The sequence below is a fragment of the Kribbella sp. HUAS MG21 genome (assembly GCF_040254265.1).
In the GTDB taxonomy this organism is placed as follows: domain Bacteria; phylum Actinomycetota; class Actinomycetes; order Propionibacteriales; family Kribbellaceae; genus Kribbella.
On sequence record NZ_CP158165.1, the window covers coordinates 6,037,237 to 6,052,341 of the forward strand.

A 15,105-nucleotide genomic window follows, 5' to 3' on the forward strand; every position below is an offset into this window, starting at 1 on the left:
TGCCCCGCCCAAGGAGAACGAATGACCGCCTCCCAGCTTCCGCCCGGCTGTGCCAACCGTTCCTGTTCCGGCGACTGCCCTCGCGCGCACCTGAGCCGCCGTACGTTCATCGCCCTCGGTGCCGGGGCGGTCGGTGCGCTGACCGTGCCCGGCTTGACCGCCACCGCCGCTCCTCAGCAGCTGGCGGCGCCGCCGCGGGTCGATCGCGCGGTGCTGTTCGGCCGCGGTACGCCGACGACGTACACCGGCGCCGCCCTGCCGAAGATCGGCATGCCGGTCGGCGGCGGGACCACCGGCCAGGTGTACCTCGCCGGCGACGGGCGGCTCTGGGCGTGGGACATCTTCAACCCGACGTCGTTCCCGCTCGGCGGCGCCGACTTCTCCGGTCACAACTACGCGCACCCGCTGTCGGCCGACCAGCCGGGCGCCTCCCAGTTCGGTCAGGGCTTCGCGCTGCGGACCACCTCGAAGGGCAGGACGACGACCAGGACGGTCGACGCGGCCGGGTTCGAGGACGTGCGGTTCACCGGTTCGTACCCGGTCGGGCGGGTGGCATACGCCGACCCGGACAGCCCGGTGTCCGTGCGGCTGGAGGCGTTCTCGCCGTTCGTTCCGCTGGCCACGCTGGACTCGACGCTGCCGACGACGATCCTGTCGTTCACGCTGCGGAACACGTCGTCGGCCGCGGTCCGCGCGACATTGCTCGGGTACGCCGAGAACCCGGTGTGCATCGACAGCCGCAAGCGCCAGCCGACCCGGCTGCAGGCGCGCGCGTTCCGGAACGGGATCCAGTTCGGCGCGGTCGACGACGTCGCGGAGCAGGACGACATCCTCTTCGAGGACTGGGAGAAGGACACGTACGACGGCTGGACCGTCACCGGTGACGCCTTCGGCGCGGGCCCGGTGCGGCCGGTCGACGTACCGAACCTGATGAAGCGTTTCGGCGACCTGAACGTGTCGGGGACCTGGTTCGTCACGTCGTACGACTTCCGCGGCGGCACGGCCGACGGGTCGGTCGGGAAGCTGACGAGCCGCGAGTTCACGATCGAGCGGCGGTACGTCGCGGTCGGGGTGAGCGGCGGCGGGCACGCCGGCGCGACCTGCGTGAACGTGGTCGTCGACGGGCAGGTCGTGGCGTCCGCGACCGGCGACGAGAGCGAGCCGCTGGTCGCGCGGATGCTGGACGTCGGCGCGTTCGCCGGACGGACCGCGCGGATCGAGATCGTCGACGACCACACCGGCGGATGGGGCCACATCAGCTGCGACGCGATCGTCTTCACGGACCGCCCGGACATCGTGTTCGAGACCTGGGACAGGACGACGTACGAGGGCTGGACCGTGACGGGTGACGCCTTCGGCGCGGGCCCGGTGACCGCGGCGGAGACGCCCGACGGGTTCCGCCGGCCGTTCGGGGTGCGCACCGAGCTGAACGTCAGCGGGCGGTTCGTGACGTCGTACAACTTCCGCGGGACGGGCGATCCGGACCGGTTCACGGGTTCGCTGACCAGCCGCGAGTTCGTCGTCGAGCGGCGTTTCGTGACGGCGTGGGTCGGCGGCGGGCACCACAAGGACGAGACGTGCCTGCGGGTCGTGGTCGACGGGCAGGTCGTGGCCTCGGCGTCCGGCACCGACATCGAGCCGCTGACCGCGGTGTCGCTGGACGTCGGCAAGTACGCGGGCCGGACAGCTCGCATCGAGATCGTCGACGAGCACACGGGCGGCTGGGGCCACATCAACGTGGACCGGATCGTGTTCAGCGACCGCCCGATCCGCCGGCAGCCGGTGGCGGAACGCCCGGACGGCGGCACCTTCGCGCTGGCCGCGCTGACCCAGGGCGCGGTCGCGCGCGCGTCGATCGCGGACTGGTCGACCGCCGACGCGCTGTTCGACTCCGGGTCCGGTCCGGCCGACTCGGACGGGCCGCAGGCAGGGACCGTCGCCGTGACGGTGACGCTGGCTCCGGGAGAGTCACGGACGATCCGCTTCGCGTTCGGCTGGTTCTTCCCCAACCCCGAGCGCGAGCTGTTCGCCGAACTCGTCGGCGCGTCGACGTTCCGGCGGCACTACGCGACCCGGTTCGGCTCGGCGCGCGAGGTCGTCGAGTACGTCGGGAAGCACGCGGACCGGCTCGAGCGCGACACGAAGGCCTGGGTGCGGACGTGGTACGACGACTCGTCGCTGCCACACTGGTTCCTCGAACGGACGCTCGCGACGGCGTCGACGATCGCGACCAGCACGTGCTACCGCTGGGACGACGGGCGCTTCTACGCGTGGGAGGGCACGTACTGCTGCGCGGGGACCTGCGAGCACGTGTGGAACTACGCGCAGGCGATCGGGCGGCTGTTCCCCGAGCTCGAGCGCGACACCCGGGAGCGGGTCGACCTCGGCATCGCGTTCCGGCCGACCGGCGAGATCGGCAACCGCGGTGAGGCCGGCGACGCGTCGAGCTCGTTCGCGGACGGGCAACCGGGCACGATCCTGCGGATCTACCGCGAGCACCAGATGAGCAAGGACGCGGCGTTCCTCCGCCGCGCGTGGCCGCGGGTACGGACCGCGGTGGAGTTCCTGGTCACGCACCGGGACGGCGCCGACGAGGACGGGATCTTCCGGGGCAGCCAGTGGAACACCCTCGACACCGAGTGGTTCGGCGAGATCCCGTGGATCAGCGGCCTGTACGTCGCGGCGCTGCACGCGGCCGCCGCGATGGCCGGTGAGGTCGGCGACCGGGCGAGCGCCGATCGGTACACCGCGATCGCCGAGCGCGGGTCGGCGTACATCTCCGGGTCCTTGTGGAACGACGACTACGGGTACTACGTGCAGAAGGTCGACCCGGCGCATCCGACGGCCGAGAACAGCAATCGCGGGCTCTTCATCGACCAGATGTACGGGCAGACCTACGCCGCACAGCTCGGACTGCCACGGGTGTTCCCCGCCGACCAGGCGCGGACGGCCTTGCGCAGCCTGTACGAGGGGAACTTCCGTGCGGACCCGGGCACGTACCGGCCGCCGGGCATCAACGTCGGGCGCGTGTACACGACCGAAGGCGAGAGCGGCGTCCTGATGGCGACCTGGCCGCACGGCGGATCGTCCGAGACCCGCGGGCTGATGTACTTCAACGAGGTGTGGACCGGGCAGGAGTACCAGTTCGCCGCGCACCTGTTCGCCGAGGGGATGACCGAGGAGGCGCTGGCCGTCACGCGCGCGCTGTACGAGCGGTACTCCGGGGAGAAACGCAACCCTTACAACGAGATCGAGGCCAGCGACCACTACGCGCGGGCGATGATGGGGTACGGCGTCTACCTGGCGGCCTGCGGCTACGAGTACCACGGGCCGAAGGGTCATCTCGGCTTCGCGCCGCGGATCCGCCCGGAGGACTTCCGCTGCGCGTTCACGGGCGCGGAGGGTTGGGGGCTGTACAGCCAACGCCGTACGGCGACCTCGCTGACGGCGTCGGTGGACGTCCGCTACGGCAAGCTGCGGCTCACGACGCTGTCCTTCGAGACCAGCCGACCAGCGAGCGCAGTGACGGTGCGCATCGGCGCCAGCCGGGTCCCCGCGACTGTCGTTGCTACTGGCAACCGTGCGGTAGTGACGCTCGCCGAGCCGGAGGTCGTGTCCGGCCACGCCCTGCAGGTAACGCTCAGCTAGTCGGCGCTCGCGGCGGCGAGGAGGAACCAGCCGGTGTGCGGGATCCACTGTTCGGCCCAGCGCCACTCCTCGCCGCCGGGCGCGTCGGCGGGGAGGAAGGCGATCTCGCGCTCGTCGGTCCAGCCGGAGGTGATGCCGTTGACGATGCCGCCGGGAAGATTCGGGAAGTCGGAGTGGTACTCGACGTTGTTCCGGCCGCGGCCCTGCAGCATGCAGACGTCGTACGGGTTGCGGCCGAGGATCCACGCGAGCTGGTCGGTGGCGAAGGTACTCAGCCGGACGCGGTCGGCCCAGCCGACCTCGTCGAGGCGGGCGCAGGCACTGGCGGCGGCCGAGAGGGAGGCGATCGCGGCGTTCTCGCCCTGCCACCAGTAGCCGGTCTCGTTCTCGTGAGGGAAGAAGAACTGGCCCAGCGCGTTCCGGGGATAGCCGAACGGGTTGGCGACCGCCGCGGTACGTCGCAGGACGTCGAGCATCGCGCGGATCGCGGTCTCCTGTGCGTACTTCGCCTGGCGGCTGGTCGGGAACACCTCCGCGAAACGCAGCAACGCCAGGATCGGCAGACCGGGCTCCACCGCGTGCACGAAGGGCCGGCCGCCCTCGTCGGCGCGGAACCAGCCTGGTCCGTCGGCCGGCGACACGTAGCGGGACACCAGCGACGAGGCTCGTCGCCAGGCCGAGTTGGCCACCTCGGCCACCCGCTCGTCGGCCGCCGCGCGGAGGGCGGCCGCCAGTTCCGTAGCGCCGAGGAGGGCGCAGTAGTCGTCGACGATCGACTCGGTGTTGTCGAAGAGGTAGTCGCGGTTGTGCTGCTCGAGATGGGTGAAGGCGTCCAGGGCTGCGGTGAGGTACTCGGCCCGGGAGTGATCGCCGTCGGTGTCTGTGGTGGCGGCGCGGGCCAGGGCTGCGATCGCGAGTCCGGCGCCGTGGCGGTAGGCGGCCTGGTAGCGCGACGTCCGGACGGAGTTCTGCAGCGGTGCGGTGACGACGCGTTCGTCGAGCTGTTTGGTGAGGGCGTCGAAGATGCCGGTGTAGAAGTAGCCGTCGGGGGAGCGGAAGCGCACCAGGAAGTCGGCGCCGTGCAGCGCCTCGTCGCGAAGGCGCGCGCCGAGCAGCCGGGTGAGGGCCGGGTGGTGCGCGGTGATCTCGTCGCGCGCGGCGAGCATCGCCCAGGCGCACAGCGGGATCTGCTGCGGGCTCATCGTCGAGGTGTAGGTGAGGTGCGAGAGGAACTTGCTGGTGTCGCCGCTGGCGTCGAGCCAGCCGCCGCGGGCGTCGACCGTCGTCCCCGAGACGTCGTCCCACCGGCGCGCGCCGCGGTCCTTGCGGTCGATCTCGCCGGAGGACCGCATGGCCTTGAAGTAGGCGAGGACGTCGGACATGGTCTGACGCTGGAGCCGGTCCGGTTCGACGACGAACGGGGCGGATTCGGTTGCGCCGATGCGTACGACGTACGTGCCGGGTGCGAGGTCGGCGGGCAGTGGGATGCGCGTGCAGGACCGAATGCTCCACCCCGGCATCTGTTCCGCAGGCCCAGGACCGAGTGGAAGTGGTTCGATGCCTGGGCCTGTCAGGTACGCGGAACCCGCTGGCTCCGGCCCGGAGTGCGTCGTCGGGACGACTCCTACTGCCACGACCGCGTTGCCCGGGCCGGGGTTGAAGCCGAGGTGTGGGACCAGGAGCTGCATCACTCGGAGGCTACATGGCAGGCGGCCTGGTGGTTGGTGCCGAGGGTGCGGAGGACGGGTGTTTCCTCGTGGCAGCGGTCGACCGCGAGCGGGCACCGCCAGCGGAAGCGGCAGCCGGGCGTGGGGTCGACGACCTTGGGCGGTTCGCCGGTGTCGCCCTCGATGCCCGTCGTCAGCGGCGCCCGCGGGTCGGGCACCGCGCCGAGCAGCAGGTCCGTGTACGGGTGCTTCGGGTCGTGCAGGACCGACTCGGTCGGCCCCGTCTCCACCACATGCCCGGCGTACATGATCATCAGCCGGTCGGCGACGTACCGCGCGCTCGCGATGTCGTGCGTGATGTAGAGGAACGACACCCCCTGCGTCTCGCGCAGTTCCGCCATCAGGTTCAGCAGGCCGATCCGGATCGACACGTCCAGCATCGACACCGGCTCGTCGGCGAGGATCAGCTTCGGCCTGTGCGCGAGCGCCTGCGCGAACCCGATCCGTTGCCGCTGGCCACCACTCAGCTCGTACGGGTACCGGTGCATGATGTCACCCGCCGGCGACAGCCCGACCGCCTCGACGACCCGCTCCGCCTCCTCGACCCGCTGCGCGCGGGACAGCTCCGGCCGGTGCAGCTTCAGCGACCGCAGGATCCCGTGCGACACCCGGAACGCCGGGTTCAGCGAGCTGAACGGATCCTGGAACACCATCGGTACGTCGGCCCGGTACGCCAGCTGGTCCTTCCGGGAGCGGTACGTCGACATCGCCCGCCCCTGGTAGAAGATCTCGCCGCTCGTCGGCTTGTACACGCCCGCGAGCAGCCGCGCGATCGTACTCTTACCGCTGCCGCTCTCGCCGGCGAGCGCGACGATCTCCTGCCGCCCGATCGAGAAGTTCACGTCGTCGACGGCGTGCAGCAGCTGCCGCGAGAACCCGCGCCCGACCCGGAAGTGCCGGGTCAACTCCCTTGCCTCGAGCAACGGCGCCGCCGCCGATCCGGTACCGGCGTGCTCGACGTCGATCGCGGTCATGAGTGCGCCTCCCGGACCAGCTCAGGTGCGTGCAACAGGCAGCGAGCCCGGACAGCGCCGACCTGGTAGAGGTCCGGCGCGATCTTCGGGCAGTCCTCGAACGCCTTCGGGCAGCGCGGCTGGAACCGGCACCCGGGTGGCGGGTCGGCCAGGTTCGGCGGGCTGCCCGGGATGCCGGTCAACGGCACCTTCGGCCCCCGGATCGACGGGAACGCGTCCAGCAGCCCGGCACTGTACGGATGTTCCGGGTGGTCGAACACCGCGCGCGTGTCACCGAACTCGACCACCTGCCCGGCGTACATCACCACCAGCTTGTCCGAGAAGTGGCTCACCAGCGACATGTCGTGGGTGACGAACACGACCGCGAACCCCAGCTGCTTCTGCAACTCCTTGATCTGCACCATCAGCGACCGCTGCGCGACCACGTCGAGCGCGGACGTCGGCTCGTCCATGATGATCAGGTCGGGTGTGAACAGCAGCGCCATCGCGATCATCGCGCGCTGCCGCATACCGCCGCTCAACTGGTGCGGGTAGCTGCGCAGGTGGATCGGGTCGATCCCGACGAGCCGCAGTACCTCGGCCGGCCGGTCGTCGGCGACCCGCTCGTCGTGCGCCATGATCGTGTCCCGGAACTGCGCGCCGATGCTCTTCACCGGGTTCAGCGCGTTCATCGCGCTCTGCATCACGACGGAGAAGTCACGCCAGCGCAGCGCGGACAGCTTCTTCTCGTTCATCGCCACCAGGTTCTGCCCCTGGAACGTCACGCTGCCGCCGGTGATCGCGGCCGGTGAGCTCAGCAGCTGGGCGATCGCGAACAACAGCGTGGACTTCCCGCACCCGGACTCGCCGACCACGCCGACGAACTCCCCGGCGTGCACGTCGAGGTCCACGTGGTCGACCGCGACGACCGGCCGCGACCCGGTGTCGTACTCGACGGTGAGGTCCCGGACTTCAAGAAGTGGGTTTGGCACGTCGCCTCCGAACCGGCCGCAGGGCGGGGTTGCTGATCTCGTCGAACGCGTAGTTGAGCAGGGCGAACGACACGCCGAGCAGCGCGACCGCCAGACCCGGCGAGAGCGCCCACGCGGGCAGGCCGTTCACCAGGGCGCCCTGGTTCTGCGCCCAGTAGAGCATCGTGCCCCAGCTCAGCGAGCCGGGATCGCCGAGCCCGAGGAACTGCAGGCCGGCGGCGGTGAGCACGGAGTACAGCGCGGCGCCCAGGAAGTTCGCGACGATCAGCGAGATCATCGTCGGCAGCACCTCGACGACGATGATGTACGAGCGCCGCTCGCCCCGGACCCGGGCCGATTCGAGGAAGTCCCGGTTCCGCAGCGACAGCGCCTGGGCGCGCATCTGCCGGGCGCCGTACGACCAGCCGGTGAGGATCAGCACGACGACGATCACGGTCAGGTTGCCCTTCCCGGCGTACGTCGCCAGCACGATGATCAACGGGAACGTCGGGAGCACCAGGAAGATGTCGGTGAGCATCGACAACCCGTCGTCGGCGAGGCCGCCCAGGTACGCCGCGGAGACGCCGATCAGCACCGACAGCATCGTCGCCCCGGCGCCCGCCACCACCGCGATCAGCAGCGACTCCCGGGTGCTGTAGATCAGTTGTGCGTACACGTCCTGTCCGAGGCCCGTCGTACCCAGCCAGTGCGCGCCGGACGGTCCCTGCAGCGGCATGTCGCCGATCGCCTGTGGGTCGTGGTGCGCGCCCGGGACGAACAACCCCGGGAACGCGGCGAGCAGGACGAACAGCAACAGCAGGCAGGCTCCGATGACCGCCTTGCGGTTGCGCAGGATCGCGCGGAGCAGTCCACCGCGCGGGCGGCGACTGACACCAGCGACCGGAGCCGAAGCACCGGCGACGACTGCACTCATCCGTTATCCCTTCGTCCGGGCGCGGGGGTCGAGCAGGAAGACCGCGAAGTCGCAGAGCATGACGCAGATCAGCACCGCCAGCGTCACCAGCAGGAAGAGGGCCTGCAGCAACGGATAGTCGGTGCTCACCGTGGCGTTGTAGAACATGTAGCCGAGCCCCGGATAGTTGAAGACGTACTCCACCAGGATCGTGCCGGAGATCACGAACCCGAGCGACATCGCGAACCCGGACAGGTTGGGCAGGAACGCGTTCCGGCCGGCGTACCCGAACATGATCTTGCGGCTCGGGATGCCCTTCGCGCGGGCCATCCGGACGTAGTCCTCGGCGAGCGTGGTCACCATGTTGTTCCGCATCGTGAGGATCCAGCCGCCGACCGCGGTGATCAGGATCGTCGAGGCCGGCAGGATGCCGTGCTTGATCACGCTCCAGACGAACTCCCCGGTGAACGCCGGCGTCAGGCCCTGGTCGTAGTTGAAGTCGTTCGGCAGGACCGGGTCGCTGCCGATCGCGAACAGCGAGATCAGCAGCAGCGCGACCCAGAAGTACGGCAGCGCCGACGTGACGATGAAGACCGGCGGCACGATCCCGTCGATCAGCCCGCCACGCCGCCAGCCGGCCACCGTCCCGATCAGCGTGCCGAGGACGAACGCCAGCACGGTCGAGATCCCGACCAGCCCGAGCGTCCACGGCAGCGCGTCCCCGATCAGCGTTGTCACCGGGACGCCGAGGCTGCTGCCGATCGACACGCCCCAGTGCCCGGTGACCATCGCCTTCAGGTACTCGCCGTACTGCAGCATCAGGTTCTTGCCCGGATCGAACCCGAACTCGGCGAGCACCGTCCGCAGCTGCTCCGGTGTCACCACCGAGCCGCCCTTGCTGAACCGCTCCCGCAAGGCCTGCTCCGGGCTGCCCGGCATCATCCGCGGGATGAAGAAGTTCAGCGTCATCGCCGCCCACAGCGTGAGCACGAAGAACCCGAGACGTCGTATCAGGTACCGCACGCGCACCAGCTCACTTCTGGGCGGACTTCGAGTACAGGTTGGTCAGGACCTGTCCCACGTCGGGGATGTTGTACGGCGCCGGCTGCGCGTACGGGTTGTCCTGGGTCGGCCAGCCCTCGAGGTCCTTGGTGTTGTACTGGTACCAGTTGACCGACTCGGTGGTCGGGATCACCGGCACGTCCTTGATCATGTACGACGAGATCTGCTTGATCAGCTTGAGCTGCGTGTCGGGGTCCGCGGCGGCGTACTGGTCGAACAGCTTGTCCACCTCGGGGTTGACGTAGCGCGAGTAGTTGCTGTTCGCCTGCTTGCCGATCGGTGCGGTGTTCTTCGAGTACAGCAGCTGCCGCAGCTCGTAGTACGGAGTGGGGCCGCCGGACTGGCTGGAGTACGCGAGGTCGAAGTCGCCGGTGAACAGCTTCTGGTTGTAGGACTGCTGCTGCAGGTCCTGCACGGTCAGCTCGATGCCGACCTTGGCCAGTTGCTGCTTGACGACCGCCAGCGACGCGTCCCAGTCGGTGTAGCCGGTGACCGTGATGACGGTGAGCTTCAGCGGGTTCGACTCCGAGTACCCGGCGCTCTGCAGGAGTTGCTTCGCCTTCTCCGGGTTCGGCTTGTCGTAGCCCGCGGCCGTCAGCGCGTCCTTGTCGAAGTACTTGTCGAACGTCGGGACGACGACGCCGGTCTGGTTCGCGGCCGGCTGGTAGCCGCTCTCGCCGATCTTCGAGATCTGCTCGCGGTCCAGTGCGTACGCGATCGCCTGGCGCACCGCGAGGTTGCTGGTTGCCTTGCGCGAGGGGTCCAGGTTCGGCACGATCGCGACGTTCGCGGTCGGCGGGAACCAGTAGTTGTTCTCCGGCGACTTCTTCTTGTAGAAGTTCTCGATGTTCGGGATGTACTGACCGCCCCACTGCGCCTTGCCGCTGGCGAGGTCGAGGTTGGCCGGGTTGTTGTCCAGGTACGCCGGGTACTGCACCTTCTCGACGTACGGCTTGCCGGGCTGCCAGTAGGAGCCGTTGGCGGCGTACGAGATGTTGTTGCTGCTGCAGGACGCGACCGTGAACGGTCCGGTGCCGACCGGCTTCGGGTTCGCCCAGGTGGCGGGTTTGGCCGCGGCCTCGCCGGCGGACCAGATGTGCTTGGGCACGATGCCGACCTGGCCGGCGAAGTTGAAGAAGTACGGCTCGGCCGCGGCCTTGAACGTCAGCGTGACCTTGTTGCCGGCCGCGGTGACGCCGGTCAGGCCGGCGCCGGTCCACAGCGAGTACAGGTCGAGGGCCGGCTCTTCCTTCATCCGGGTGAACGTGTAGACCACGTCGTCGGCGGTGAACGGCCGGCCGTCGCTCCACTTCACGCCGTCGCGGATCGTGAAGACGATCGAGTCCTTCTTCGGCGACCACGTGTACCCGGTGGCCAGCATCGGCGTGGTGGCGCCGGCCTTCAGCACGTTCACGAAGGTCAGCGGCTCGTAGACGAAACCGAGCGCGACCTGGTTGACCGACGGGTTGAACGGGTTGAACTGGCACGGCCAGGTCTGCCCGGCGACGTTGGCGATCGTCACCGTGCCGCCCTTCTTGTACTGCCCGCCGCCGCCGGGGTCGCTGCCCCCGCTCGCCGGCGACGACGGCTTGGCCGACGTCGCCGCGTCCCCGACCGGCTTGCTGCCACCGCCGCATCCCGCGGTCAGTGCGCCGACCGCCAGCGCGGCGACGGCGATGCGTGTGATGCCCCTCATCGTGCCTGCCTCCTCGATTCTGCGCAGGGTCAGGTCCTGCTCAGGCGAATGCCTCCGCACCGAGAACCGCCCCCGCGGCCTCGACGCCCAGGGCGAGGGCCCCGATCAGCGGTGCGTCGGACGGAAACCGCGCCACCGAAAGCTCCGGCGGAAACGGGACGGCCGCGTCGAGCGCTCGGCGCAGCCCGGGTTCGAGCTGGTCCCAGGAGCGGACCAGGCCGCCGCCGACGACGATCCGGGCGGGATCGATCGCGATGGCGAGATTGGCCAGGTGCAGTGCCAGCTCCCGGACGAACTCCTCGGTGAGTACGGCGGCATCCGGCCGGGTGCGCGCCAGGGTGAAGACGTCGGCGGCCGTGACCGGGCGCCCGAGCCGGGCGGTGCCGGTGCTCTCGAGGCCCTGGCCGCTGACGACGTGTTCCAGGATCGTGCGCCGCTCCGCGCCGACGGACACGTCGGCGGTCGAGCGCAGGTTGTAGCCGATCTCCCCGGACGCCCCGTGCGCCCCGGTGATGACGGTGCCGCCGGCAACGATCGCGACCGCCAGGCCGGTACCGAGGTTGACGTACAGCCCCGGATCACAGCCGGCCAGCGCACCCCAGCGCAGCTCGGCCTCCGCCGCGGCCTTGACGTCGGTCGCCAACTTCACCGGTACGCCGGGATAGGCCTCCCGGATCAGCCGCCCGAAAGGGAGTTCGCCCCAGCCGGGCAGCGTCGGCGCCAGTTCGACGCGGTCGTCGTACGGGATGCCCAGGGTGGCGGCGCCGACGCCGGCGAGGTGGTGGTCCGGTGCGACGTCGGCGAGCAGTTCGCGCGCCGTTGTGAGGCACCGGTCCATCGCCTGCGCGGCACCGCCGGAGTCGGCCCGGCTGTCGATGGTCGTCGCGCCGAGCCGACGACCGGCGAGGTCGCTGACGGCGACGGCGATCTTGGTACCGCCGAAGTCGAGCCCGAGGACGACCGGTGGGGAAACCACAGGGTGGCACCTCCTCGCGCCGGCGAATAGAATCGTTAGGAAACTAACTTAACAATCGCCACGACCACAAGGGATCGGGCGAAGTTGCCGAATCGAGATGTCCGGGTCGATACCGAAGGGGGCCGACGTGACCGTTGTCGCCGGAGGCGCGTCGGCTGCGCGCCCGCAGCTGATCCGCGAGATCAACGAGCGGGTGCTGCTGGGACACATCCGCCGGGCCGGGCCGATCTCGCGCACCGAGCTCGCCGGGCTCACCGGACTGTCGAAACCGACGGTGTCGGCCGCGCTGGGTTCACTGGAGCGGACCGGCCTCGTGCACGTGACCGGCCAGCGCACCGGCGTCCCCGGCCCGGCGGCGAGCCTGTACGAGGTCCGGCCGGAAGCGGGGTTCGTGCTCGGGCTGGACGTCGGGCGTGAGTACCTGCGCGGCGCGATCGCGGATCTCGCCGGGACCGTCCGTTCCCGGCTGAGTGTGCGCACGAAAGCGGGCGACGCGCTGGCACGGATCCAGGAGCTCGTCGACCTGACCGGGACGCTGGCGGCCGAAGCCGGGATCGACGTCGCGCAACTGACGCAGACGGTGCTCGGCAGCCCCGGCGTCTACGACCCGCGGCTCGACGCGCTGACGCTGACCGGCCGGCTCTCCGGCTGGGACTCGCCGGCGACGCTCGCCGCACTCCGGGAACGCTTCGGTCCGTCGCTGATGATCGAGAACGACGTGGACGCCGCGGCGATCGCCGAGCGGGTGCACGGACACGGCCGCGAGGTCGAGAGCTTCGCGTTCGTCTCGGTCGGCACCGGGATCGGGATGGGGCTGGTGCTCGACGGCAAGCTCCGGCGCGGATCGCACGGCGTCGCGGGCGAGATCGGGTACCTGCCGTTCACCGAGGGCAGCGGCAGCGATCCGCGGGACGCCCGCAAGCGGGGCGGCTTCGACGCGTCCGCGTCGGCGGCGGCTGTGGTCCGAGCGGCGCGGCGTGCCGGGGTCCGCGGTGCGCCGACAGCCGAGAAGGTGTTCGCGGCGGCCGCTCGCGGTGACGCGCTCGCGGCGGCGGTGGTCGCCGAGGAAGCGTTGCTCGTCGCGAAGGCGGTGTGCACGGTGATCACGGTGGTCGATCCCGACCTGATCGTGCTCGGCGGCGGCATCGGCCAGGCGCCGGGCTTCCTGGAGGCGGTGACCAAGCAGTTGCGCCAGCTGGCTCCGGTGCTTCCCGAGGTCAAGGCGAGTGTGCTCGGGACGGAGACCGTGGTGGCGGGCTGCATCGCCGCCGGCGTCGACCGGGCGTGGCAGACGCTGGTCGGAAATTCGTCCTGAGAACCGGACGCGGATCGTCCGCAACCAGCACTACTGTGCGAGCCATGGCTATCGCTAAGTACCCGAGTTTCGTGCTGGACTGCCCCGACGCGGCCGGTCTCGCCCAGTTCTACGGCGAGCTGCTCGGCTGGCAGGTGAAGTCCGACGAGGGCTGGGCGGACATCCGGCCCGAGGACGGGAGCAACTGCATCTCGTTCCAGCAGGTGAAGGACTTCAAGGCGCCGACCTGGCCGACCCAGGACGTGCCGCAGCAGCTGCACCTCGACGTGATGGTCGAGGACCTCGACGAAGGTGAGGCCGCGGTCCTGAAGATCGGCGCCACCAAGGCCGAGCACCAGCCCGGCACCACGTTCCGCGTCTTCCTCGACCCCGCCGGACACCCGTTCTGCCTGTGCGTGGACTGATCGTAGGGTGAGGGGGTGACGAGCTGGCGCGAGGAACGACGGCAGGCGGCCGCGGAGCATGCGGCCGCGCTGGGACGCAAGAAGGCCGCGGAGACCGCGCAGGCTCGTCAGCTGCTGACCGACTTCATCGCGACGCTCAGAGAGCGCGGGGTGCAGCCTGAGCCGCTGCGGGCGCAGGTCGTCGGCTCCAGCGCCAGCTACCGCACCAACCTCACCGGGTGGTACCTGCGCCGCAACCGCTCGCTCGCCGTGGACGTCGACGGGAACTTCTACATCCTCGGCGTACCGGCCAGCCTCAAGTCCCGCGTCGCCGGCGTCCACGTCGAGCCGTCCGACCCGCCGCTCGTGGTCGGCCAGGGCGCCCGCGACGGCGAGTCGATGCCGCTCGCCGAACTGCTACGCCTTCGGCTCGAGTCCTGACAGCACACTCGCGATCAACGCCGTCCCCGGAGCCGTCCGCCCGCCGGGACCCGGCGACGGTACGACGTCGTCCGTCGCGAGTGCCTCGCCGCACTCGGAGCAGCACACGGTCGCCGTGGTGACCTTGCCGCAACTGGTGTGCGTGAACCGCAGCGGCTGGCCGGCCGGGGGAGTGGCCCACTTGTCGCCCCATGCGGTCAGCGCGATCAGGATCGGCACGAGTTCCTTGCCTGACTCGGTGAGTTCGTAGCTGTAGCGCACCGGGTTCTGCTGGTACGGCGTACGTCGGACCAAACCACCGTCGACGAGGGTGGTCAGCCGCGCCGTCAGCAGGTTGCGGGAGATGCCGAGGTCGGTGACGAGCTGGTCGAAGCGGTCGAGGCCCAGGTAGAGGTCGCGCAGCACGAGCGGCGTCCACCAGTCGCCGATCAGCTCCAGGGACTGGGCGAGCGAGCAGTGCATCGAGGCGAAGCTGGTGTTCCGCATGCCGCCGAGTGTAGTCAGTTGCGTTATTGAATGCACTCGGCCTAGGGTGGTCGGCATGGGGATCTACCACTGGATCGTGGCCCGGCAGGTGCGGAACGCGTTCGCGCAGATCAGTGCGGGGAACTGGGAGGCGATGGTGGCCGGGATGGCGCCGTCCTTCACGTACCGGTTCTACGGCGACCACGCGCTCGGCGGTGAGCGCCGGACCCACGACGCGCTGCGGCGCTGGTGGGAGCGGTGCTTCCGGCTGCTTCCCGGGACCAGGTTCGATGTCCAGGACGTCATCGTCAGCGGCTGGCCGTGGGACACCCGGGTCGCGACCGCGGTCACGGTGCATGTGAAGGTCGTGGACGGATCGACGTACGAGAACGTCGTCCACCAGTTCCTGCGGATCAAGTGGGGCAAGATCACCGAGGTCCGCACCCTGGAGGACACCGCGGTCCTGCAACGCACCCTCGACCGGCTGGCCGCGGCCGGGTACGACGAGGCGCACGCGGAGCCGATCGTCGGCTGATTGCGGTCCGGCCCGGAAAC

Annotated in this window: 13 protein-coding genes; 5 read left to right on the forward strand and 8 right to left on the reverse strand. The window is 70.0% G+C overall.

Annotated elements, in window-relative coordinates; genetic code table 11:
- Nucleotides 1–21: 21 nt before the first annotated feature.
- The gene (locus ABN611_RS29195; RefSeq protein WP_350275457.1) at nt 22–3,648 is read left to right on the forward strand and encodes a GH116 family glycosyl hydrolase; all 3,627 of its coding nucleotides are present in this window, start codon (nt 22–24) and stop codon (nt 3,646–3,648) included.
- On the opposite strand, the gene ABN611_RS29200 is transcribed toward ABN611_RS29195, so the two are convergent.
- From ABN611_RS29200 to ABN611_RS29230, 7 genes are read right to left on the reverse strand one after another with little or no spacing between them, the layout of a single operon-like run.
- On the reverse strand, nt 3,645–5,336 hold the full coding sequence (locus tag ABN611_RS29200) for a glycoside hydrolase family 9 protein (RefSeq protein WP_350275458.1): 1,692 nt from the start codon (nt 5,334–5,336) through the stop codon (nt 3,645–3,647). The genes ABN611_RS29195 and ABN611_RS29200 overlap by 4 nt on opposite strands.
- Nucleotides 5,336–6,349, reverse strand: coding sequence for an ABC transporter ATP-binding protein (locus tag ABN611_RS29205; protein WP_350275459.1), 1,014 nt, complete (start codon nt 6,347–6,349; stop codon nt 5,336–5,338). The genes ABN611_RS29200 and ABN611_RS29205 overlap by 1 nt, the downstream gene beginning before the upstream one ends.
- A complete protein-coding gene (locus ABN611_RS29210; protein ID WP_350275460.1) occupies nt 6,346–7,320 on the reverse strand; it encodes an ABC transporter ATP-binding protein in 975 nt (324 codons plus the stop codon). Before ABN611_RS29210 ends, ABN611_RS29205 begins: the two co-directional genes overlap by 4 nt.
- Entirely contained in the window at nt 7,301–8,233 is a 933-nt protein-coding gene (locus ABN611_RS29215) for an ABC transporter permease (RefSeq protein WP_350275461.1), read from the reverse strand. Before ABN611_RS29215 ends, ABN611_RS29210 begins: the two co-directional genes overlap by 20 nt.
- Nucleotides 8,234–8,236: 3 nt before the next feature.
- Entirely contained in the window at nt 8,237–9,241 is a 1,005-nt protein-coding gene (locus tag ABN611_RS29220) for an ABC transporter permease (RefSeq protein WP_350275462.1), read from the reverse strand.
- A gap of 4 nt (nt 9,242–9,245) precedes the next feature.
- Nucleotides 9,246–10,970: an ABC transporter substrate-binding protein gene (locus tag ABN611_RS29225; RefSeq protein WP_350275463.1), complete on the reverse strand. Its 1,725-nt coding sequence runs from the start codon at nt 10,968–10,970 to the stop codon at nt 9,246–9,248.
- A 40-nt stretch (nt 10,971–11,010) separates the two neighbouring features.
- Nucleotides 11,011–11,946, reverse strand: coding sequence for an ROK family protein (locus ABN611_RS29230; RefSeq protein ID WP_350275464.1), 936 nt, complete (start codon nt 11,944–11,946; stop codon nt 11,011–11,013).
- A gap of 127 nt (nt 11,947–12,073) precedes the next feature.
- Here ABN611_RS29230 and ABN611_RS29235 point away from each other — a divergent pair, with 127 nt between their 5' ends.
- From ABN611_RS29235 to ABN611_RS29245, 3 genes are read left to right on the forward strand one after another with little or no spacing between them, the layout of a single operon-like run.
- Nucleotides 12,074–13,261, forward strand: a complete 1,188-nt coding sequence (locus ABN611_RS29235; protein ID WP_350275465.1) for an ROK family transcriptional regulator — start codon at nt 12,074–12,076, stop codon at nt 13,259–13,261.
- Between the two features lie 44 nt (nt 13,262–13,305).
- Nucleotides 13,306–13,665 carry a VOC family protein gene (locus ABN611_RS29240; RefSeq protein ID WP_350275466.1) on the forward strand — a complete coding sequence of 120 codons (360 nt, stop codon included), beginning with the start codon at nt 13,306–13,308 and terminating at the stop codon, nt 13,663–13,665.
- Between the two features lie 15 nt (nt 13,666–13,680).
- Nucleotides 13,681–14,085 carry a hypothetical protein gene (locus ABN611_RS29245; RefSeq protein WP_350275467.1) on the forward strand — a complete coding sequence of 135 codons (405 nt, stop codon included), beginning with the start codon at nt 13,681–13,683 and terminating at the stop codon, nt 14,083–14,085.
- On the opposite strand, the gene ABN611_RS29250 is transcribed toward ABN611_RS29245, so the two are convergent.
- The gene (locus ABN611_RS29250) at nt 14,062–14,571 is read right to left on the reverse strand and encodes a helix-turn-helix domain-containing protein (protein WP_350275468.1); all 510 of its coding nucleotides are present in this window, start codon (nt 14,569–14,571) and stop codon (nt 14,062–14,064) included. The two genes, ABN611_RS29245 and ABN611_RS29250, sit on opposite strands and share 24 nt — an antisense overlap.
- Nucleotides 14,572–14,626: 55 nt before the next feature.
- On the opposite strand from ABN611_RS29250, the gene ABN611_RS29255 reads away from it, so the two are divergent.
- Complete coding sequence (locus tag ABN611_RS29255) at nt 14,627–15,085, forward strand: nuclear transport factor 2 family protein (RefSeq protein ID WP_350275469.1); 459 nt, start codon at nt 14,627–14,629, stop codon at nt 15,083–15,085.
- The last annotated feature ends 20 nt before the right edge of the window (nt 15,086–15,105 follow it).

Bases quoted from the DNA above. Each gene is read 5' to 3' on its own strand.
- ABN611_RS29195 (WP_350275457.1), top strand. From the start codon at position 22: ATGACCGCCTCCCAGCTTCCGCCCGGCTGTGCCAACCGTTCCTGTTCC.
- ABN611_RS29200 (WP_350275458.1), bottom strand. From the start codon at position 5,336: ATGCAGCTCCTGGTCCCACACCTCGGCTTCAACCCCGGCCCGGGCAAC.
- ABN611_RS29205 (WP_350275459.1), bottom strand. From the start codon at position 6,349: ATGACCGCGATCGACGTCGAGCACGCCGGTACCGGATCGGCGGCGGCG.
- ABN611_RS29215 (WP_350275461.1), bottom strand. From the start codon at position 8,233: ATGAGTGCAGTCGTCGCCGGTGCTTCGGCTCCGGTCGCTGGTGTCAGT.
- ABN611_RS29225 (WP_350275463.1), bottom strand. From the start codon at position 10,970: ATGAGGGGCATCACACGCATCGCCGTCGCCGCGCTGGCGGTCGGCGCA.
- ABN611_RS29240 (WP_350275466.1), top strand. From the start codon at position 13,306: ATGGCTATCGCTAAGTACCCGAGTTTCGTGCTGGACTGCCCCGACGCG.
- ABN611_RS29250 (WP_350275468.1), bottom strand. From the start codon at position 14,571: ATGCGGAACACCAGCTTCGCCTCGATGCACTGCTCGCTCGCCCAGTCC.
- ABN611_RS29255 (WP_350275469.1), top strand. From the start codon at position 14,627: ATGGGGATCTACCACTGGATCGTGGCCCGGCAGGTGCGGAACGCGTTC.